Annotated in this window: 14 protein-coding genes; 3 read left to right on the top strand and 11 right to left on the bottom strand. The window is 72.4% G+C overall.

Annotated elements, in window-relative coordinates; all coding sequences use genetic code 11:
- Window positions 1-190 precede the first annotated feature (190 nt).
- Window positions 191-1,339, top strand: a complete 1,149-nt coding sequence (locus ACSMXR_RS27125) for a PucR family transcriptional regulator (RefSeq protein WP_137234563.1) — start codon at window positions 191-193, stop codon at window positions 1,337-1,339.
- Between the two features lie 15 nt (window positions 1,340-1,354).
- On the opposite strand, the gene ACSMXR_RS27120 is transcribed toward ACSMXR_RS27125, so the two are convergent.
- The 10 genes from ACSMXR_RS27120 to ACSMXR_RS27075 all read right to left on the bottom strand — a co-directional run bounded on the left by ACSMXR_RS27120 (window position 1,355) and on the right by ACSMXR_RS27075 (window position 16,057).
- Window positions 1,355-2,137, bottom strand: a complete 783-nt coding sequence (locus ACSMXR_RS27120) for an isoprenyl transferase (RefSeq protein ID WP_103507244.1) — start codon at window positions 2,135-2,137, stop codon at window positions 1,355-1,357.
- 83 nt (window positions 2,138-2,220) lie between these two features.
- Complete coding sequence (locus tag ACSMXR_RS27115) at window positions 2,221-2,751, bottom strand: hypothetical protein (RefSeq protein WP_473170114.1); 531 nt, start codon at window positions 2,749-2,751, stop codon at window positions 2,221-2,223.
- Window positions 2,748-3,446, bottom strand: coding sequence for a hypothetical protein (locus ACSMXR_RS27110; protein WP_137234561.1), 699 nt, complete (start codon window positions 3,444-3,446; stop codon window positions 2,748-2,750). Before ACSMXR_RS27110 ends, ACSMXR_RS27115 begins: the two co-directional genes overlap by 4 nt.
- A 91-nt stretch (window positions 3,447-3,537) precedes the next feature.
- Window positions 3,538-6,060 carry a Tox-REase-5 domain-containing protein gene (locus tag ACSMXR_RS27105; RefSeq protein WP_473170113.1) on the bottom strand — a complete coding sequence of 841 codons (2,523 nt, stop codon included), beginning with the start codon at window positions 6,058-6,060 and terminating at the stop codon, window positions 3,538-3,540.
- A 187-nt stretch (window positions 6,061-6,247) separates the two neighbouring features.
- Window positions 6,248-7,840, bottom strand: coding sequence for a phosphoglycerate dehydrogenase (gene serA, locus ACSMXR_RS27100; RefSeq protein WP_218524643.1), 1,593 nt, complete (start codon window positions 7,838-7,840; stop codon window positions 6,248-6,250).
- 293 nt (window positions 7,841-8,133) lie between these two features.
- The gene (gene ilvC / locus ACSMXR_RS27095; protein WP_030078942.1) at window positions 8,134-9,135 is read right to left on the bottom strand and encodes a ketol-acid reductoisomerase; all 1,002 of its coding nucleotides are present in this window, start codon (window positions 9,133-9,135) and stop codon (window positions 8,134-8,136) included.
- Window positions 9,136-9,252: 117 nt separating this feature from the next.
- Window positions 9,253-9,780: an acetolactate synthase small subunit gene (gene ilvN, locus ACSMXR_RS27090; RefSeq protein ID WP_006127785.1), complete on the bottom strand. Its 528-nt coding sequence runs from the start codon at window positions 9,778-9,780 to the stop codon at window positions 9,253-9,255.
- Between the two features lie 23 nt (window positions 9,781-9,803).
- Complete coding sequence (locus ACSMXR_RS27085) at window positions 9,804-11,660, bottom strand: acetolactate synthase large subunit (protein ID WP_137234559.1); 1,857 nt, start codon at window positions 11,658-11,660, stop codon at window positions 9,804-9,806.
- Window positions 11,661-11,878: 218 nt separating this feature from the next.
- Window positions 11,879-14,701 carry a putative bifunctional diguanylate cyclase/phosphodiesterase gene (locus tag ACSMXR_RS27080; protein ID WP_137234612.1) on the bottom strand — a complete coding sequence of 941 codons (2,823 nt, stop codon included), beginning with the start codon at window positions 14,699-14,701 and terminating at the stop codon, window positions 11,879-11,881.
- Window positions 14,702-15,109: 408 nt separating this feature from the next.
- Complete coding sequence (locus ACSMXR_RS27075; protein WP_473170112.1) at window positions 15,110-16,057, bottom strand: 2-hydroxyacid dehydrogenase; 948 nt, start codon at window positions 16,055-16,057, stop codon at window positions 15,110-15,112.
- Window positions 16,058-16,294: 237 nt separating this feature from the next.
- Here ACSMXR_RS27075 and ACSMXR_RS27070 point away from each other — a divergent pair, with 237 nt between their 5' ends.
- Window positions 16,295-17,176, top strand: a complete 882-nt coding sequence (locus ACSMXR_RS27070; RefSeq protein ID WP_473170111.1) for an alpha/beta hydrolase family protein — start codon at window positions 16,295-16,297, stop codon at window positions 17,174-17,176.
- A 24-nt stretch (window positions 17,177-17,200) separates the two neighbouring features.
- Complete coding sequence (locus ACSMXR_RS27065) at window positions 17,201-18,691, top strand: carboxylesterase/lipase family protein (protein ID WP_473170110.1); 1,491 nt, start codon at window positions 17,201-17,203, stop codon at window positions 18,689-18,691.
- 5 nt (window positions 18,692-18,696) lie between these two features.
- Here the strand turns inward: ACSMXR_RS27065 and ACSMXR_RS27060 are convergent, their stop codons facing one another.
- Window positions 18,697-19,794, bottom strand: a complete 1,098-nt coding sequence (locus ACSMXR_RS27060) for a PucR family transcriptional regulator (protein ID WP_473170109.1) — start codon at window positions 19,792-19,794, stop codon at window positions 18,697-18,699.
- Window positions 19,795-20,003 lie beyond the last annotated feature (209 nt).

Here is a 20,003-nt window from a genome sequence, read left to right as displayed (position 1 = left end):
GGGCACCTCCACGAATGTACGGACGAAGGGCCGTAACGGTACGAACGTGAACGGACCGGTACGGCACGGATAACCACCGTGAAATCTAGGGACCGGTCCGATCCTGTGCCATCGACACCTGTCACGCATCCGTGGCCGCCATCTCAGACATCTGTCTGAAGAAGACCGCGAACGGGTGCAGAATGGCGGAGTGACAGGCGATTACCAGGAACTGGTCGACGAGATCTCGGCCCTCCTCGACGCTCCGGCCACCCTGGAGAACCGGGACTTCGGCCTGGTCGCCTTCGGAGCCCACGACAGCGACGACGACACCGCGATGGACCCGGTCCGCACCCGCTCGATCCTGACCCGGCGTTCCACGCCCGCCGTGCGCGCCTGGTTCGAGGGGTTCGGCATCACCCGGGCGACCGGCCCGGTCCGGATTCCCGCCGCCCCGGAGGCCGGGGTGTTCCGGGACCGCATCTGCCTTCCGGTACGCCATCGGGGTGTCGTCCTCGGTTACGTCTGGCTGCTCGACGCGGACCCGGGCCCCACCGACGATCAGCTGGCCGCCGCGATGGAGGTCGCCGCCCGGATCGGGGCGCTGCTCTCCGACGAGGCACGGGCGGGCGCGGACCTCTCGCGGGAGTTCGGCGCGGTGCTCACGGCGGGGCCCGGCCGGCAGCGCGACACCGCCGTCGCCGCGCTGGGCGAGGCGCTGGGGCGGGACGCGGAGGGGCTGCACACGGTGGTGTGCGTGACCCCGTGGGCGGACGACACGCCTTCGGTACGAGGAGTGGCCTCGGCGGCCGCGCTGGCGACGGTCACCGCGCCGGGGGCCGCCGGGCCCCGGTCGCTGGCCGCGCTCGTCCGGCTGCGCTCACCGGACCGGCTGGACCCGGCCCTGAGCGCCGCGGACCGGCTGCGCACCGGCGCCGGACCGGCCGCCACCGGGGGGATCGCCGCGCCGCGCCGGGGTCTGGACGAGCTGACGGTCTCCTGGCGCGAGGCCACGGCCGCGGCGCGCGCGGCCCGCGCCGAGACCCGCTTCGGCCCGGTCGCCCGCTGGTCGGCGATCGGCCCGTACCGCCTGCTGACCGCCCTCCCGGGCACCGGCAACGACCCCGGGGACCCGGCGGTCGCCTCGCTGCTGACCCCGCTGCACCGGGAGCTGGCGCACACCGCCGAGGTGTTCCTGGACTGCGCGGGCCAGGCGAGCCGGACGGCCGCCGCGCTGGGCATCCACCGCCAGACGCTCTACTACCGGCTCTCCCGGATCCAGCAGATCACCGGCCTGGATCTCAACGACGGCGAGGACCGGCTGCTGCTGCACATGGCGGTGAAGCGGGCCCGGCTGTAGCCGGTCCGGCGGCGCTCACTTGCCGAAGCGGCGTTCCCGGTTGGCGTACGAGCGCAGCGCGCGCAGGAAGTCCACGTGCCGGAAGGCCGGCCAGTAGCAGTCGACCCAGTGCATCTCGGCGTACGCGGACTGCCAGAGCAGGAAGCCGGACAGCCGCTGCTCGCCTGAAGTGCGGATGATGAAGTCGGTGTGGTCGGCCACGGGTGAGTAGAGGTGCCGGGAGATGTCGTCGATCCCGAACCGGGCGACCAGCTCGGCCGGGTCGCCGCCGGCCGCGATGTGCTCCTCGAAGGCGCTCTTCACGGCGTCGACGATCTCGCGCCGGCCGCCGTAGCCGACCGCCACGTCCACCTTGAGGCCGCCGCGGCCGGTCGTGGCGGCGGTGGCCTCCTTGAGCACCCGGGCGCTGGTGCCGGGCAGCATGTCCAGCGAGCCGATCGCCCGGACCTCCCAGTCCCGGCCCTCGGCGGTGATGTCCCGGACGGTCTCCTCGATGACCTCGATCAGCGGGCCGAGCTCCTCGGCGGGGCGGCCCAGATTGTCGTCGGAGAGCATGAAGAGGGTCACGTGCTCGATCCCGGCGGCCGTGCACCAGCCCAGGAACGTGGTCACCTTGGCGCCGCCCGCCCGGTAGCCCTCCCGGACGTCCGCGTGCCCGGCCTTGCGGGCCCAGCGCCGGTTGCCGTCGACCATGATCCCGACGTGCTGGGGGCGCGGCAGGCCCACCAGGGTGGCGGCGAGCCGCCGCTCGTACACCGCTTCGATCGGCCGTCGGAGGAACAGGGGGAGCAGCTTCATGAACCCTCTCCAACACGGGACGGCTGATGTCGAAGGACCTTATCAGCGGCTCCGGCCGGCTCCTGCCGGGCCGGCGGCGGGGCTCACAACGGGCTGTCGCCGTCCGGCGGTTCGGTGACCGGGCGGTCGCTGACCAGGGCGGCCAGCACCAGCGGCGCGTCGCCGTCGCTGTGGCCCAGCGCCAGGGCGATCCACCGCCCGCCGGGGTCCACCGGGCCCCAGACCTCCAGGTCCCCGTACAGGTCCTCGGCGAACAGCGCGGCGAACAGCGGCTCCACGGGCGAACCGGTCTGCCACCGCATCAGCGGCACATGCAGCCGCACCGTGCGGTGCGCGCCCCAGTGGCGGTCCAACTCCTCGGCCAGCGCCGTCAGATGGGCCTCGGCGGCCTCCTCGGCGTCGTTCCACTCGGGGGCGTACACACCGGTGAGCGGGTCGCCCTCCCAGAGCGGCACGATCCGGAAGCCCGCCCCGACGGTGACCGTCCACTCGCCGGTGGCCGGGTCGCCCTCGGCGGTGGTGGGTCCTCCGGCCGGTACGGGAGCGGCGAGGAGCGCCCCGACCTCGGCGGCCGCCCGCTCCGCGTCGAAGGCCTCGCCCGCCCGGGCGGTCACAGGACGGGCCGGTCCATCGGGCGGGGCAGCGGGGCCAGCGCCCCCGCCTCGCGCAGCCGCTCGTACACCCGTACCACCGTCGCACTGTCGCCCGGGGCCGCGATGCTCAGCAACTCCCCGCCGCCGGGCAGGGGTTCGCGGACCGTCTCCAGATCGCCGGGGACCAGGGCGGCGCGGGCCGGGGAGAGATAGCCGGTCCGGCCGACGACCGGGTCGCCGACGGAGTACCCGGCGTCGTCCTCCAGCGCGTCCAGCACGTCGTCGTCGCTCACATCGCCGAAGTCCGGTTCCCACACCCGGGCGACGAGGGACAGCAGCGCCTCCTCGGGCACCACGGCCTCGTCCGGGGCGTGCAGGATGATCGCGAGCGACTGGAGCAGGAACTCCGGTGCTCCCCCGGCCAGTCCGCTGACCTCCGCCTGCCAGCCGCGCGCCCCGGTGCCGACGAGCCGCAGCCCGGTGCCGGTCAGATCCGACCAGTCGGCCGCGCTCTGGGCGGTGCGGAGCGCCGCGAGCAGGGTGTCGCCGTCGGCGGTGAACGCGGTGGCGGGCCCGTTCCCGTGGACCTGGCTCCAGACGTCGGCCGCCTGCGGGACCAGTTCGGCGAGTCCGTCGAGGGTCCGCCGCCACCGGTCGGCCAGCGCCTCGGCCGGCTCCGGCCTGGGACCCCAGAAGCCCCGCACTACACGTCGCATGCTCGTCTCTCCTCCGTCGCCCGGCCCGCTGGCACCCGCGGTCCCCCGGCCGGACGGCGGCCGGGATCACCACGCGTTGCAGGCTACTCTGCTACTCGTCGAAGGCTCCCGGTTTCCTCGTGCTGTCGTTCGGCTTCGTCGGGCTGTGGACCACCTTGATGGGCAGCCCCTCGTCACGGAACGCCTTGCGCGCGGCCTTGGCCACGTCCGGGTCGGAGAAGTGCCACTCCACGGTCCGGCCGCCGGACGCCTCCACCTGGGCGCGGGCCTCGGTGACGAACTTGTCCTTGCCGGACGGGGTGAGGGTGCCGCTGTCGGTCTTGGACAGATAGCTGCCGTAGCCGTTCTTGGCCTCCAGGAACGTCTGCCGGGAGGAGTCCCATCCGTCGTACTCCACCGCGGGCTTGCCCTCGCGCGGATGCGGGACGACGTACTCCTGGCCCCGGTTGGTACCGGTGATCTGCTCCTGGTAGCGGAGCCAGGACTCGTTCTTCCAGTTCGGCGCGGGGTTGCGGTCCCGGCTCGCCCAGTAGCCGTCGCCCGCGTCGGCGTCCCCGAGCGTACGGTCCTTGAGGTCGTCGGCCCAGGACGGCTTGTTGTAGTTGCGCGGGTCGGAGGTGTCGTTGCGCTGCGCCTCGGGGTACTTCTTCTTGTCCAGTTCCGCCTTGCGCGCCCGCTCCGGCTCCTCCAGCCGCTTCTGCTCCAGGTGGGCGGCCCGCTCCGCCGCCCGCGCCTCGGCGGCGGCCGCCTTGGCCGCCTCGTCGCAGCCGCCCTCGGCGAGGATCACCCGGGTCGCGGAACCGGCCGCCAGCACACCGGTGCCCGCGCCCGGCACACCGCCGGAGCCGCCGGAACTGTGTCCACCGCCTCCGCCGTACGGGACGAGGGCCGGCCCGCCCGCGATGGCGCAGCCGGTCCGGCGCGCCGCGTCCTCGGCGGTGTCCGCCGCCTCGTCGGCCTCCTTCGCCGCTTTCCGTACGCCGTCGAGGTCGCCGGCCTCCGCGGCCTTACGGGCCCGGCGGGCCGCCGCGCCCGCGTCGTCGGCGGCGCGGCCGACGGCTCCGGCGACCTTGCCCAGCACCCCGAGCTTGCCGACCTTGCCGACGACCTTCCCGACGTTGTAGCCGGGGATGAAGATCGATCCGACGTTCCAGATCACATCGGTGACGGCCCGGGTCTTCTCGCCGTTGTTCCAGCGCTCGCGGACCTCGTCCCCGACGAAGATGTCGTCGCCCACGGAGACCACGGTGTTGACGGAGGCCCCGCCCCACTCCCAGAGCGCGCCCAGGTAGTCGCCGTCGGCCCACTTGTCGCCCGCGCCCGAGGAGTCCTTGACCCACTGGTCGCCGAGCTGCTTTCCGTAGTCGACCAGACCCGACCAGGTCTCCGGCTTGAACAGGTCGATGATCCCGGAGATGTCGCCCCAGATCCCGTCGACCACGAGGCCCTTGAAGACCTGCGTCGTACGGTCCCAGGCGCAGCCGAAGAAGCCCCAGCCGCCGCAGTCCTCCTTCTCCTCGGCCTGCTCGCCGCCCTCGCCGTCGCCGTCGTCGGACGCCTGTACGTCGTAGGCGGCCTCGGGCTCCTCGTTGTCCTCGGGGAAGGTGTCCTCGCCGGTGCCGGGGCGGTCGGCGTCGTCGGGTCCGCCGGTGCCGCCGCTCGTCGTGGTGGAGCCGGGGCCGCCGGAGCTCTCGCCTCCGGTGGCGTCGCCGCCGGTCGTGCCGCCGGTGCCTTCCGATCCGCCGGATCCGCCGGTGCCGCCTGACCCTCCCGTGCCGCCCGTGCCGCCCGTGGCGTCGCCGCCGGTCGTGCCGCCGGTGGTGCCGCCCGTCGTCGTCGAGCCGCCGTCGGCTCCCCCGTCCGTAGCGCCGTCCGCGCTCCCCGACGTACCGCCGTCCGCTCCCCCGCCGTCCGTGCCGCCACCGTCCGTGCCGCCGCCCGGCTGTTCGCCCGCCTCGACCGATCCGCTGCCCGGCGAGACCGGGCAGGAGCTGCCGGTCAGCGAGCAGATCGCGGACTGGAGGCCCTCGGTGATCCGGCCGCCGAGGCCGCCCACCGTCAGGGCCGCGATCAGCGCGACGACGATCAGGACCAGGCCCAGGTACTCCAGCGCGGTCTGGCCCCGGTCCCGCTTCCAGGTGATCATGTGCGGGAGCGAGAACTTCGGCGGCTGCCCGCGCTCGCCGGGCGGCAGCCGGAACCACTCCCGGCTTCCCCGGCGGTTGACCAGGACGAGGATCAGGACCGGCAGGACCAGCTGGGTCAGCCCGTCCGGCGAGCCGTCGCCGAGGTTGGCGAGACCGCCGAGTATCAGCCAGATCTGGACGGCGACGATGCCCCACCGCACCCGTGCGCCACCGGTCCTGACATGCCGGGCCAGCAGTGCCGCGAGCACCCCGGGCGCGGAGGCGTACAGCAGGATGCCGAGCACCTCGGCGCCCATCGCGTCCACCGCGAGCGCCGAGCCGGACAGGCCGATCGCGCCCAGCACCGTGGCGCCGAACAGGACGAGGAGAGCCACCCGGACCGCGGTGAGCGGGCCCGGGAGGTCACGCCGCGGGGCGACGGCCGGGGCCGGTCCTCCCGCTACGGGTATGCCACCGACAGCAGACATACGTGATCCGACCCCCGGTGCCCATGAGTGACATGACAACCGGTCACCCTAGAGTCGGGCGCCCCTTCACGTCGTGGGCCCCAGGACCCAACCCCGGGCCCATCCGGGCGGGTTGAGCCGCAGAAAAAACGGCTGCCGGGCGCCCCCGGTGAAGGGGCGCCCGGCAGCCGGGGTCGTGCGGGGTGGGTCAGTCGGTGAGGTTCACCGAGCGGGCCGAGGACGCGCCGATCTCCTCGGCGATCTCGGTCAGCACCGGCTGCGGGACCGTCTCGTCGACGGTGAGGACGACCAGCGCCTCGCCGCCCTCCGCGGCCCGGGACACCTGCATGCCCGCGATGTTCAGCCCGGCCTCGCCGAGGATCTTGCCGACCGCGCCCACCACACCGGGACGGTCCTGGTAGCGCAGGACGACCATGTGGTCGGCGAGCGCCAGATCGACGTCGTGCTCACCGATCGCGACGATCTTCTGGAGGTTCTTCGGGCCGGCCAGCGTGCCGGAGACCGCGACCTCCTGGCCGTCGGAGAGGGTGCCGCGCACGGTGACCACATTGCGGTGGTCGGGCGACTCGGAGCTGGTGGTGAGGCGGACCTCGACACCGCGCTCCTGCGCGAACAGCGGGGCGTTGACGTAGGAGACGGTCTCGTCGACGACGTCCTCGAAGACGCCCTTGAGGGCCGAGAGCTCCAGCACCTTGACGTCGTGCTGGGTGATCTCGCCGTACACCTCGACGTCGAGCCGGGCCGCGACCTCGCCCGCGAGCGCGGTGAAGATCCGGCCGAGCTTCTCGGCGAGCGGCAGACCGGGGCGTACGTCCTCGGCGATGACGCCGCCCTGGACGTTGACCGCGTCCGGGACCAGCTCACCGGCGAGCGCGAGGCGCACCGACTTGGCGACCGCGATGCCCGCCTTCTCCTGCGCCTCGTCGGTGGAGGCGCCGAGGTGCGGGGTGCAGACGACCTGGTCGAACTGGAACAGCGGGGAGTCCGTGCAGGGCTCCTTCGCGTACACATCGAGGCCGGCGCCGGCGACGCGGCCCTCCTTCAGTGCGGAGTACAGCGCCTCCTCGTCGACGATCCCGCCGCGCGCGGCGTTGACGATGCGCACCGAGGGCTTCACCTTGTGCAGCGCGTCGTCGCCGATGAGACCGAGGGTCTCGGGGGTCTTGGGCAGGTGCACCGTGATGAAGTCGGCGACCTCCAGCAGCTCGTCCAGGCTGAGGAGCTTGACGCCCATCTGCGCGGCGCGGGCCGGCTGGACGTAGGGGTCGTAGGCGACGATCTTCATGCCGAAGGCCGACATGCGCTGGGCGACCAGGACGCCGATGCGGCCGAGGCCGACGACGCCGAGGACCTTCTCGCTGAGCTCGACGCCGGTGTACTTGGAGCGCTTCCACTCACCGTTCTTGAGCGCGGTGTTGGCCTGCGGGATGTTGCGCGCGGTGGCGACCAGCAGACCGCAGGCCAGCTCGGCGGCGGTGACGATGTTGGAGGTCGGGGCGTTGACGACCATCACGCCGGCCTTGGTGGCCGAGGAGACGTCGACGTTGTCCAGACCGACGCCCGCGCGGGCCACGACCCGGAGTTTCCTGGCGGCGGCGATCGCCTCGGCGTCGACCTTGGTGGCGGAGCGCACCAGGATCGCGTCGACATCGGCGATGGCGGGGATCAGCTCGGCGCGGTCCGCGCCGTTGCAGTGCCGGATCTCGAAATCCGGACCCAGAGCGTCGACCGTGGCGGGCGACAGCTCTTCAGCGATGAGTACGACAGGCTTCGAGCTCACGTGAGTCCTCACAAGTCCAGTGCGGACGGCCGTCCCGACGGCCGCAGGCGGTGGAGGGGCTAGCCGCGTGGTAGACGCACGACACTGTGGGCCCTGACGCGTGTATGTGTTGAGAAGTGTAGTCATGCGACGGGCTTCGTACTGCGCCCCGGTGGAAGGATCACCCGCACGAGGGTGGACGTCGTGTACACCCGTACGGAACAGCCCCTCCGGACCCCCGTACGGAGCGACTCCTCCGGTGCTGCGGAGCGGGGCGGATCCTGTGGCCAGGACCCGCCCCGCTCCCCCGAGGCCTAGGCCTCTTCGTCGTTCACCCAGCTCATGAGCTTGCGCAGCTCACGGCCCGTGGTCTCCAGCAGATGGTCGCTGTCGGCCTTCTTGTACTCGTTGTACTTGGGCAGACCGTTGTGGTACTCGGCCATCCAGTTCTTGGCGAAGGTGCCGTCCTGGATCTCGGCGAGGACCTTCTTCATCTCGGCCTTGGTGGCGTCGGTGATGATCCGCGGGCCGGTGACGTAGTCGCCCCACTCGGCGGTCTCCGAGATGGACCAGCGCATCTTCTCCAGGCCGCCCTCGTACATGAGGTCGACGATGAGCTTCAGCTCGTGCAGGCACTCGAAGTACGCGATCTCCGGCTGGTAGCCGGCCTCGGTCAGCGTCTCGAAACCGGCCTTGACCAGGGCGGCGGTGCCACCGCAGAGGACGGCCTGCTCACCGAACAGGTCGGTCTCGGTCTCCTCGGTGAAGGTGGTCTTGATGACGCCGGCGCGGGTGCCGCCGATGCCCTTGGCGTACGAGAGGGCGAGCTCCAGGCCCTTGCCCGAGGCGTCCTGCTCGACGGCCACGATGCAGGGAACGCCGCGGCCCTCCTCGTACTGGCGGCGGACCAGGTGGCCCGGGCCCTTGGGGGCGACCATGCAGACGTCGACGTTGGCCGGCGGCTTGATGAAGCCGAAGCGGATGTTCAGGCCGTGGCCGAAGAACAGCGCGTCGCCGTCCTTGAGGTTGTCCTTGACGGACTCCTCGTAGACCTGCGCCTGGATCGGGTCCGGGACGAGGATCATGATGACGTCGGCCTCGGCGGCGGCCTCGGACGGGGTCACCACGCGCAGGCCCTGCTCCTCGGCCTTGGCCTTGGACTTCGAGCCCTCGTGCAGACCGACGCGGACGTCGACGCCGGAGTCGCGGAGCGACAGCGCGTGGGCGTGGCCCTGGCTGCCGTAACCGAGAACCGCGACCTTGCGGCCCTGGATGATGGACAGGTCGGCATCGTCGTCGTAGAACAGCTCGGCCACTGGGTCTTCTCCTTGGTGTGCAGGTGTTGCGTCCCACCGTACGGCGGGGTGCGTCGTATGCGTTGTCGGGTCTCGCCATGCGAGCGGAGCGTGCGTCTCCGCCCGGGGTCCGTCCGCTCAGGCCGAGCGGTCGAGGGCGCGCAGGGACCGGTCGGTGATCGAGCGCGCGCCGCGCCCTATGGCGATGGTGCCGGACTGGACGAGCTCCTTGATGCCGTACTGCTCCAGCATCTTGAGCATCGCCTCCAGCTTGTCGGCCCCTCCGGTCGCCTCGATCGTGACGGCCTCCGGGGAGACGTCGACGGTCTTGGCGCGGAACAGCTGGACGATCTCGACGATCTGGGAGCGGGTCTCGCTGTCGGCGCGGACCTTCACCAGGACGAGCTCCCGCTGGATCGCGGCGGACGGCTCGAGTTCGACGATCTTCAGGACGTTGACCAGCTTGTTGAGCTGCTTGGTCACCTGCTCCAGGGGCAGGCCCTCGACATTCACGACGATGGTGATGCGGGAGATGTCGGGGTGCTCGGTGGTACCGACCGCGAGCGAGTCGATGTTGAAGCCGCGTCGGGAGAACAGGGCGGTGATCCGGGCGAGGACACCGGGCTTGTTCTCGACCAGGACGGAGAGCGTGTGCTTTTCGGACATGGGAGTCGTTCTCTCTCTGTCTCTCAGTCGTCTTCGTTGTCGCCGAAGTCGGGGCGGACGCCGCGGGCGGCCTGGACCTCGTCGTTGGAGGTGCCGGCGGCGACCATCGGCCAGACCATGGCGTCCTCGTGGACGATGAAGTCGATGACGACGGGGCGGTCGTTGATGGAGTTGGCCTCTTCGATGACCTTGTCCAGGTCGGCCGGGTCCTCGCAGCGGATGGCGTAGCAGCCCATGGCCTCGGACAGCTTGACGAAGTCCGGGACGCGGGTGCCCTTGGCGGCGTTGCCGTCCGTGTCCGCGCCGGAGTGCAGCACGGTGTTGGAGTAGCGCTGGTTGTAGAAGAGGGTCTGCCACTGGCGGACCATCCCGAGGGCGCCGTTGTTGATGACGGCGACCTTGATCGGGATGTTGTTGAGCGCGCAGGTGGTCAGTTCCTGGTTGGTCATCTGGAAGCAGCCGTCGCCGTCGATGGCCCAGACCGTGCGGTCGGGCATGCCGGCCTTGGCGCCCATCGCGGCCGGGACCGCGTACCCCATCGTTCCGGCGCCGCCGCTGTTGAGCCAGGTGGCGGGCTGCTCGTAGTCGATGAAGTGGGAGGCCCACATCTGGTGCTGGCCGACGCCCGCGGCGAAGATCGTGCCCTCGGGGGCGAGCTTGCCGATGCGCTGGATGACCTGCTGCGGGGAGAGGCTGCCGTCCTCGGGCAGGTCGTAGCCCAGCGGGTAGGTGTCGCGCCAGCGGTTGAGGTCCTTCCACCAAGAGCTGTAGTCGCCGGTGTTGCCCTCGGTGTGCTCGGCCTGGACGGCCTGGACCAGATCGGCCAGGACCTCGCGGGCGTCGCCGACGATCGGGACGTCGGCCGTGCGGTTCTTGCCGATCTCGGCCGGGTCGATGTCGGCGTGGACGATCTTGGCGTACGGGGCGAAGCTGTCCAGCTTGCCGGTGACGCGGTCGTCGAAGCGGGCTCCGAGGGCGACGATCAGGTCGGCCTTCTGCAGCGCGGTGACGGCGGTGACCGCACCGTGCATGCCCGGCATTCCCACGTGCAGCGGGTGGCTGTCGGGGAAGGCGCCGAGCGCCATCAGGGTGGTGGTGACGGGCGCTCCGGTCAGCTCCGCGAGGACCTTCAGCTCGGCGGTGGCGCCGGCCTTCAGAACGCCGCCGCCGACGTACAGCACGGGCCGCTTGGACTGGGTGATCAGCTTGGCGGCCTCGCGGATCTGCTTGGCGTGCGGCTTGGTCACCGGGCGGTAGCCGGGCAGGTCCTGGGTGGGCGGCCAGCTGAAGGTGGTCTTCGCCTGGAGGGCGTCCTTGGCGATGTCGACGAGGACCGGTCCGGGGCGGCCGGTGGAGGCGATGTGGAAGGCCTCGGCGATGGTGTGCGGGATGTCCTCGGCCTTGGTGACCAGGAAGTTGTGCTTGGTGATCGGCATCGTGATGCCGCAGATGTCGGCTTCCTGGAAGGCGTCGGTGCCGATCGCCTTGGAGGCGACCTGGCCGGTGATCGCGACGAGCGGCACGGAGTCCATGTGCGCGTCGGCGATCGGGGTGACCAGGTTGGTGGCGCCGGGGCCCGAGGTGGCCATGCAGACGCCGACCTTGCCGGTGGCCTGCGCGTACCCGGTGGCGGCGTGACCGGCGCCCTGCTCGTGGCGGACCAGGACGTGGCGGACCCGGGTGGAGTCCATCATCGGGTCGTAGGCGGGGAGGATCGCACCGCCGGGAATGCCGAATACCGTGTCGGCGCCGACTTCCTCGAGAGAACGGATGAGGGACTGCGCGCCCGTGACGTGCTCAACGGTGACGGACGGCTGTCCGCCGGTACGGGCGCGCGGCTGCGGGTGGTGGGCCCCGGTGGCCTGCTCGGTCATCGGCATTCTCTTCTCGAAGCTGAGGGTTTTCGCGGGTGTTTTGCAGCGTTTTGAGCGGTGTCAGTGCAACAAAAAACCCCTCGTGCCGTGAGGCAAGCGAGGGGAGCGCGCCGGGTGCGGTCCGCAGAGTGTCGTGGAGTGACTCTGCTTCAGCCGACGCGCTTTCCAAGTACGAGAATTCGGGTGCGCATGGCATTGACCCTCTCTCCGGCACGCATGACGTGTCAAGTGGGTGGGACGGGCGTCTCAGTATGTGATCCGGTGAGCAGCGGGATCGAGCCGCCCGCCATCACCGGCCGGGGGCTCGGAATGCCCGGTACGGGGAACTCCCCGCGGACCAGGGCGCGTCGCAGCCGGTACTCGTCGAGCGGTCCGGAGAAGGCCATCCCCTGGCCGTGGGTACACCCCATGGCGCGCAGGGCGAGGACCTGCTCGGGCACGTCGACGCCGTCGGCGACGGACTGGAGGCCGAGGTCGCAGGCGATCCGCAGGAGGCCGCTGGTGATCTTGTGCAGCCGGGCCGACTCGACGACGCCCTCGACCAGATTCCGGTCGAGCTTCAGTACGTCGATGGGGAGCCGGCGCAGGGCGTTGATCGCCGCGAAGCCGCTGCCGAAGCCGTCGAGCGCGATCCGTACGCCGAGCCGGCGCAGGGCCACCAGGCGCTGCTCCAGGGCGTCGAAGGAGACCCGGGGGTCGCTGTCGGCCACCTCGATCATCAGGGCGCCCGAGGGCAGCCCGTGGCGGGTCAGCAGCGCCTCGATGGAGCCGGGCGGCGGGCCGGCGTCCAGCAGCCGGGCGGCGGAGAGCCGGACGGAGACGGCGACGGGGTGGCCGGCCCTGGCCCGGTCGGCGGCCTGTTTCACGGCCTCCTCCAGGAGCCAGCGGCCGAGCTCGGCGGTGCGGTCGTCGTCGCCGGTGACCCGCAGGAACTCCGCGGGGGTGAACAGGATGCCCTGGGCGGAGCGCCAGCGGGCCTGGGCGGCGACGGCGGCGACGGAGCCGCTGGCGAGGTGGACGACGGGCTGGTGGAGCAGGGCGAACTCGCCGTCGCGCAGGGCGGTGCGCAGCCGGGTGGCCAGCTCGGAGCGGCGTACGACGTCGGCCTGCATCTGCGGGGCGTAGAGCTCGACCCGGTCCTTGCCGCCGGCCTTGGCGCGGTACATCGCGAGGTCGGCGTTGCGCATGAGGTCGGTGGGGCTGATGGCGGGCTCCGCGAAGGCCACCCCGATGGAGGCGGCCACCCGGACCTCGCTGGGGCCGATCCGGTAGGGCTGGGAGAGGGTGAGCCGCAGCCGGTCGGCGATCTCGTGGACCTGGTATTCGCGGGCGCCCTGGTCGCGGGTGCCGTCGCCCACGATGAGCGCGGCGAACTCGTCGCCGCCGAGCCGGGCGGCGGTGTCGCCGGCCCGGACGGAGTCCTGGAGGCGGCGGCCCGCCTGGACGAGCAGTTCGTCGCCCGCCTGGTGGCCGATGGTGTCGTTGACCTGCTTGAAGCCGTCGAGGTCGATGAAGAGGACGGCGGTGCCGGGGTCGCCCGAGCGGCGGCCGCCGAGCGCCTGGCGGACCCGGGCGGTGAACAGGGCCCGGTTGGGCAGGTCGGTGAGCGGGTCGTGCTCGGCGTTGTGCTGCAACTGGGCCTGGAGTCGGACCCGTTCCGTGACGTCCCGGCTGTTGAGGAGGAGGCCGCCCTGGTGGCGGTTGACGGTGGACTCGACGTTGAGCCAGTCGCCCGTGCCGGAGCGGAAGCGGCACTCGATCCGGGTGGTGGGCTCCTCGTGCGGCGGGGCGGCGAGGAAACGGCGCACCTCGTGGACGAACCGGCCCAGATCCTCGGGGTGGATGATCGAGGACAGCTCGGAGCCGACGAGATCCTCCGCCTCGCGCCCGTAGACCCCGGCGGCGGCGGGGCTGACGTAGCGCAGGGTGCCGTTGGGCGCGGCGATCATGATGACGTCGCTGGACCCCTGCACCAGGGAGCGGAAGTGGTTCTCCTTCTGGGCCAGTTCCTGGGTGAGGGAGATGTTGTCGAGGAGCATGATGCCCTGCCGGACGACCAGCGCCAGGACGACGGTGCAGCCGGTGAAGATGACGACCCGGTCCACCCGGCGGCCCTCGACCACGTTGTACAGGATGCCCAACGTGCAGACGGCGGCGGCGAGATACGGGGTCAGCGCGGCCAGCGAGCCGGCGATGGGCCGGCTGGCGATGGCGCGCGGGGGCCCGGGGCGGGCGGCCGGCCGGGCCGCGCGCCGGGCGCCCCACGGGGCGTAGGCGAGGAGCAGCGACCCGGCGAACCAGCCGGCGTCGAGGAGTTGGCCCGAGTGGTAGGTGGAGCGCAGCAGCGGCGAGGTGAACACCGCGTCGCTGAGCACGGTGAGGGCCAGGGCGGCGATGGCGGTGTTGACCGCGGAGCGGTTCACCCCGGCCCGGCGGAAGTGCAGGGCGAGCACCATCGAGACCAGCACGATGTCGAGCAGCGGGTAGGCCAGCGAGAGGGCCGCGGGCGCCACGCTGGTGTCCTGGAAGCCCGCCAGGTGCGTGGTGTGCGCGAGGGCCAGGCTCCAGGCGAGCGTCAGCAGCGAGCCGCCGATCAGCCAGGCGTCCAGGGCCAGACACACCCAGCCGGCGCGGGTGACGGGCCGTTTGGCGAGCACCAGCAGCCCGACGATGGCGGGCGGCGCGAAGCAGAGGAAGAAGACGTCGGCGAGGGAGGGCGTGGGCACGGGGACGCCGAGGATCACCTCGTACCAGCCCCAGACGGCGTTTCCGCAGGCCGCCATGGCGGAGGAGAGCGAGAACAGCAGCCAGGCGGGCCGCAGTCGGCCCGCGCCCGTCCGTGCGTAGAGGAAGCAGGAGACCGCGGCGATCAGCGCCGCCGCCGCGAGACCGAAGTCCCCCATGAAGACGGCGACCTGCGGCGAGCCCCAGCCCACGGCGGCGCCCACCGAATACGCCGCGCAGACGAAGCCCAGCAGGATCCGGGACCGCATCCCCGTGGAGCCGGAGGCGGACCGCGGGGCGAGCAGGGCCCCCAGCGCGCTCACCGGAGGGCTCCCCGCCCCGGGCCCGCCGGGCAGGTGCGGCCCGGCGTCCGGCGCCTCGCGGGGCGCCCGGGGCGCCGCTCGCTCCGGCTCGGCCCGGGCGGCGTCGGCGATGCCGGTCCGGGGCAGGAATCCGGCCATCCGCGGGTGCTGTGGTCCGTCGTCGTGGACGGCAGCGACCGTCCGTCCGTCCGCTTCGGATCGTCTCTCCATGGCCAGCACATCGCCCGTCGCCCCCTCGCGTTCCGGTGCTCCCCCCGCGCCGTCCCTTCCACGGCGCAGCCCCCCGGATCGGACGATACACCAGATCCGTCACTCAGGGCCATAGATTCTCTACGCTCCGTAACGAAAGGCGAGGTGAGCGGCACCGCGTGCATCCGAACCACCCCGTAGCGTGGCCGCCTCGGCGGCTCAGCCGGTGGTGCGGACCACGTTATGCACGGGCTCTCCGGCGGCGAACCGGGTGAGCTGCGCGGCCAGCAGCCGCTTGGCGCGCGGTTCGAACGCCGAGGTGCTGCCGCCCACATGGGGCGTGATCAAGACATGCGGAGCATGCCAGAGAGGATGGCCCGCGGGCAGGGGTTCCGGGTCGGTCACATCGAGTGCGGCCCGCAGCCGGCCGGATTCCAGTTCGGACAACAGGGCCTTGGTGTCGACGACTCCGCCGCGTGCGACGTTGACGAGGAGCGCGCCGTCGGGCATCGCGGCGAGGAAGTCGGCGTCCACCAGCCCCTGCGTGGACGGGTTCAGCGGGGTGGAGAGGATCACGATGTCCGCCTCGGGCAGCAGGGCGGACAGATCGTCGAGCGTGTGTACGGGGCCGCGTGCGGTGGTCCGCGCGGAGCGCGCGACGCGCGCCACCCGCGCGCACTCGAACGGGACGAGCCGGTCCTCGATGGCCGATCCGATGGAGCCGTAGCCCACGATGAGAACGGACTTGTCGGCGAGCGCGGGGTAGAAGCCGGACCGCCACTCCTCCTTGTCCTGTCCGTGGACGAACCCGGGGAAGCCGCGCAGGGAGGCGAGGACGAGCGCGATCGTCAGCTCGGCGGTGGACGCCTCGTGGACCCCCTTGGCGTTGCAGAGGCGTACGCCGGCGGGCAGCAGGCCGAGGCCCGGCTCCACATGGTCGATGCCGGCGGAGAGCGTCTGCACCACCTGGACGGCGCCCATCTCGGCGAGCGGGCGCACCGCGATCTCGGGGCCCTTCATGTAGGGCACGACGTAGTAGGCGCAGTGGGCCGGGTCCGCGGGGTAGTCCGGTTCGCCGTCCCAGAAGAGGTAGTTGAGGCCATCGGGCAGCCCGTCGATCTCCTCGGCCGGGAAGGGCAGCCACACATCGGCAGTCGTCGCAGTCATGGTCAGGAGGCTATGCGACGGGTGTGCGAACACTCCAGGACAGCGGCAGGAACTCCGGGGGCCGTCGGCGCGGCCGCGGTCGGCGGGGGCGGTCTCTCGGCAGGTTGCACAAACTCCGCCGTCGGTGATTGCCGCGATTGCGCAGAGACGGCCACCGGTCGCTCGCCCAGGATGTGCGGTCGGACACCGATGTGATCCGGACGCGTCACCCGGTCCACCCCGACGTCAGGAGTCGCCGTGCTGTGGAGAAGGAATCTGCTCGTCCCGTTGGCCGCGCTCGCCCTGGCCCTGACCGCGTCGACCGGCGCGGGCACGGCGGTGGCGGCCCCGGACACCACCGTGGCCGCCACCGCGCCCACCGCTTCGGCCGCCGCCGACTTCGGCGCCCCCGGCCCGTACGCCACCGCGGTGGAGGTCGGGGCGGTCACCACCCTGTACTACCCGCGCGACATCGCCGACAGCGACCGCCGCCACCCGGTGATCGTGTGGGGCAACGGCACCGGCGGCGTCCCCCTCGTCTACCGGGAGCTGCTGCTCCACTGGGCCGGGCAGGGCTTCATCGTCGCCGCCGCGAACACCCCGCAGTCCAACCTCGGCATCTCCATGCGCGCGGGCATCGACCTGCTCACCGGCCGGAACGCCGACCCGGGCAGCGCCTTCTTCGACCGCGTCGACCTGGAGCACATCGGCACCTCGGGTCATTCGCAGGGCGGCGCGGCCGCCATCGTCGTCGGCGCGGATCCCCGTATCGACACCATCCTGCCGATCCAGCCAGGTCCGCTGGCCGACATCAACGCGGTGCACGTGCCCGCGCTGCTGCTGGCCGGCCAGAAGGACAGCATCGTCTTCCCCGCCCTCGTCCGGGCGTTCTACAACGCCGCCGACCATATTCCGGCCCTCTACGGCGAGTTGCGCGGCGCCGACCACTTCACGGTCGTCGGCGACCCCGGCCCGTTCGCGGCGCCGACCACCGCCTGGTTCCGTGCCCATCTCATGGGCGACCAGGAGGCGCGTGCGCAGTTCTTCGGACCCGGCTGCGGCATCTGCGCCGACACCGCCACCTGGTCCGACGTCCGCCGGAACAGCCTGGCCCTGGGCCTCCCGGCCACCACTGCGTAACCCGCCTCGACCGATCGGACCGGCATGGACATCATCGCGACGACGCGCCACGGGAAGGTACGCGGCCGCGTCGGCCGGGGCATCGCCTCCTACCGGGGAATCCCGTACGCCGCCGCGCCCTATGGGGTCCACCGGTTCCGCGCCCCCGCACCCGTCGAGCCCTGGGAGGGGGTGCGCGACGCGCTGGAGTTCGGGCCGACCGCGCCGCAGCGCCCCTACCGGCCACCGCTGGACCGGCTGATTCCCGAGGTGGACGTTCCCGGGGACGAGTGCCTCAACCTCAACGTCTGGGCGCCCGAGAGGGCTTTGGGACCTCTGCCGGTGCTGGTGTGGATCCACGGAGGCTCCCTGCGGAACGGTTCCGCCGCCATGCCCCTGTACGACGGCGGGGCCTTCGCGCGCGACGGTGTGGTCCTCGTATCGGTCAACTACCGGCTCGGGGTCGAGGGGTTCGGCGTCTTCCCCGACGCACCCGACAACCGGGGTCTGCTGGACCAGATCGCCGCCCTGACCTGGGTACGGGACAACATCGCGGGGTTCGGCGGAGACCCCGCGTGCGTGACGGTGTGCGGCGAGTCCGCCGGAGCGATCAGCATCGCCGCCCTGCTGACCAGCCCTCGCGCGGCCGGTCTGTTCCACCGGGCGGTCCTGCAGAGCGGCCCGCCGCACACCGTGCCACGTGAGCGGGGCGCGCGGACCGTGCGCGCGATGGCGAAGACGCTACGGGTGCCGGCCACGGCGGAGGCGTTCGCCGCGGTGGACCGCGAACGGCTGCTGGACGCCCAGCACGAGGTGGTCGGCGGGGCCGATCCGATCAGCGGTGGTCCCGGCTTCCACATCGTGGTCGACGACGACGTGGTGCCGGCCGCTCCGCCGCCTCCCTCGGTCGATCTGCTGCTGGGCTGCAACCGGGAGGAGTACCGGCTGTGGTTCGTGCCGAGCGGGGCGGTGGACCGCGTCGGCCCGCTCACGCTGCGGCTGGCCCTGCTGAAGTTCCGGATCCCCGGCCGGGTGGCGCGGCTGTACCGGGCCGGCCGGCCGGGCGCGAAGCCGGGGGTGATCCTCGGTGAGATCGCCACCGACCTGCTGCTCCGGGGGCCGCTCAACCGGCTGGCGGACTCCCGGCTGCCCGGCCCCGGGGTCTCCGGTGCCGGGACCGGCGGCTCCCCGACGGCCGCTTCCCCGCCCGGCGGCCCCGCGATCTCCGGTTCCCGGCCCGCCCGGACGTTCTTCTACGAGTTCGCCTGGCGCTCGCCGGTCCTGGAGCTGGGCGCCTGCCATGCGCTGGAGATCGGTTTCGTCTTCGACAACCTCCGGTACGGCGAGGCGCTGACCGGCCCGGACGCCCCGCAGCCGCTGGCCGACGCCATGCACCGGGCCTGGGTCGGCTTCGCCGCCACGGGCGACCCCGGCTGGGCCGCCTGGGACAGCAGGCGGCCGGTCAGGGTCTTCGACCACCCCGGTACGTCCACGGTGCTCGCGCCGCGACAGGAGGAGCTGCGGGCCTGGCTGTAGCGCTGTCAGTCATCCCCCAGGGCCCGGGCGACCAGCGCGGCCTGGAGCAGCCGCGCGTCGGCGGGCACGTTCGGGTCGAGACCGGTCAGGGTGCTCACCCGGTGCAGCCGGTAGTCCAGCGTGTTGCGGTGGACGCACAGCTCCGCGGCGCTCCGGCTGCGGTGGTGCCCGTGGTCCACGAAGACCCGCAGCGTCTCCAGCAGGTACGGATGGTCGTCCAGCGGGTCGAGCTTGGCGGCCAGCCGCCGCAACGCATCGCCGGGGCGCGCGAGCTGGTACTCCAGGAGCACGTCGTCGAGCCGGTACAGCCCCGGCGGGCGGCCCAGCCGCCGGACGAGTTCGAGCACCCGCCCGGCCTCCTGCGCCGCCCCGGGAACGGCCTCCGGTCCGGCGGCCGGGGCCGCGGCCGCGAGCACCCGCTGCCCGATGTCCTTCCCGAGCGCCTCCGGCAGGCCGGACAGATCGCGGCCGCCCGGCAGCAGCGCGATACCGGCGACATGGTCCATCAGCACCGGGACGCCCGCGTGGGCCTCGATCGACGACTGCACCAGCCGGGCCGGCGGATGCGACGCGAAGGCCAGGGCGAGCACCTCGTGGCCACCGGCCACCGTGACCCCCGCGGCCTCCGCCAGTTCCGCGTACGGCCGGCCGGCCAGCAGCGCGGTCAGCAGCGCCCGCCGCACCCGCTTGTCCTCGCTGTGGATGTCCTCCTGGGCCGTGCGGTGCGCGAGCACGACGGCGGGCATCGCCGCGTGCAGACAGGCCAGCAGCTTGGCTCCGGCGCCGGTCAGCTCCTCGGGCTCCGCCGTCTCGGCCAGCGCCTGCCACCAGACTTCCGCGCCGACGAGGTAGGCGGCGATCACCGCCTCCAGCGGCACCCGCTCCTCGGCCCGGCGCCCCGACCACTCGATGAGCCGGGTCAGCTCGCCCGGGCTCATCACACCGTCCTGGCGCAGCGCCCGCAGCAGCAGATCGTTCACGGCCGTGACCGAGCGGGTCACCTCGCCCTCCAGCGTGTGGCGCGGCAACTCCCCGTAGAACGGGATCTCCGCCGTGCACCGGGCGACCACGGCAGCGGTGAGGTCGCCGCTGCGAGCAGCCATCCGTGCGTGTAGGGCGGGCATCGGCGTATCGTCACATCGCCCAAACGCTTCCGTCAATCACTCCCCGAACTCCCCCGACAGGGACCTGCGTCGTGGATCGGACGGGCGTGGCCGTCCGGGTCCGGGACCGCGTTCTCGCGCCGTTCCCGGAGGAGCCGCCCGTGGACCGCGGCGGAGGGGAAAGGCGGAACGGCTCGTCCAGGAAAGGG

It is taken from the genome of Streptomyces sp. DSM 106670 (assembly GCF_055792845.1).
The sequence above is the reverse complement of the archived record's forward strand: the minus strand, read 5'-3'. Positions and strand labels throughout refer to the sequence as shown.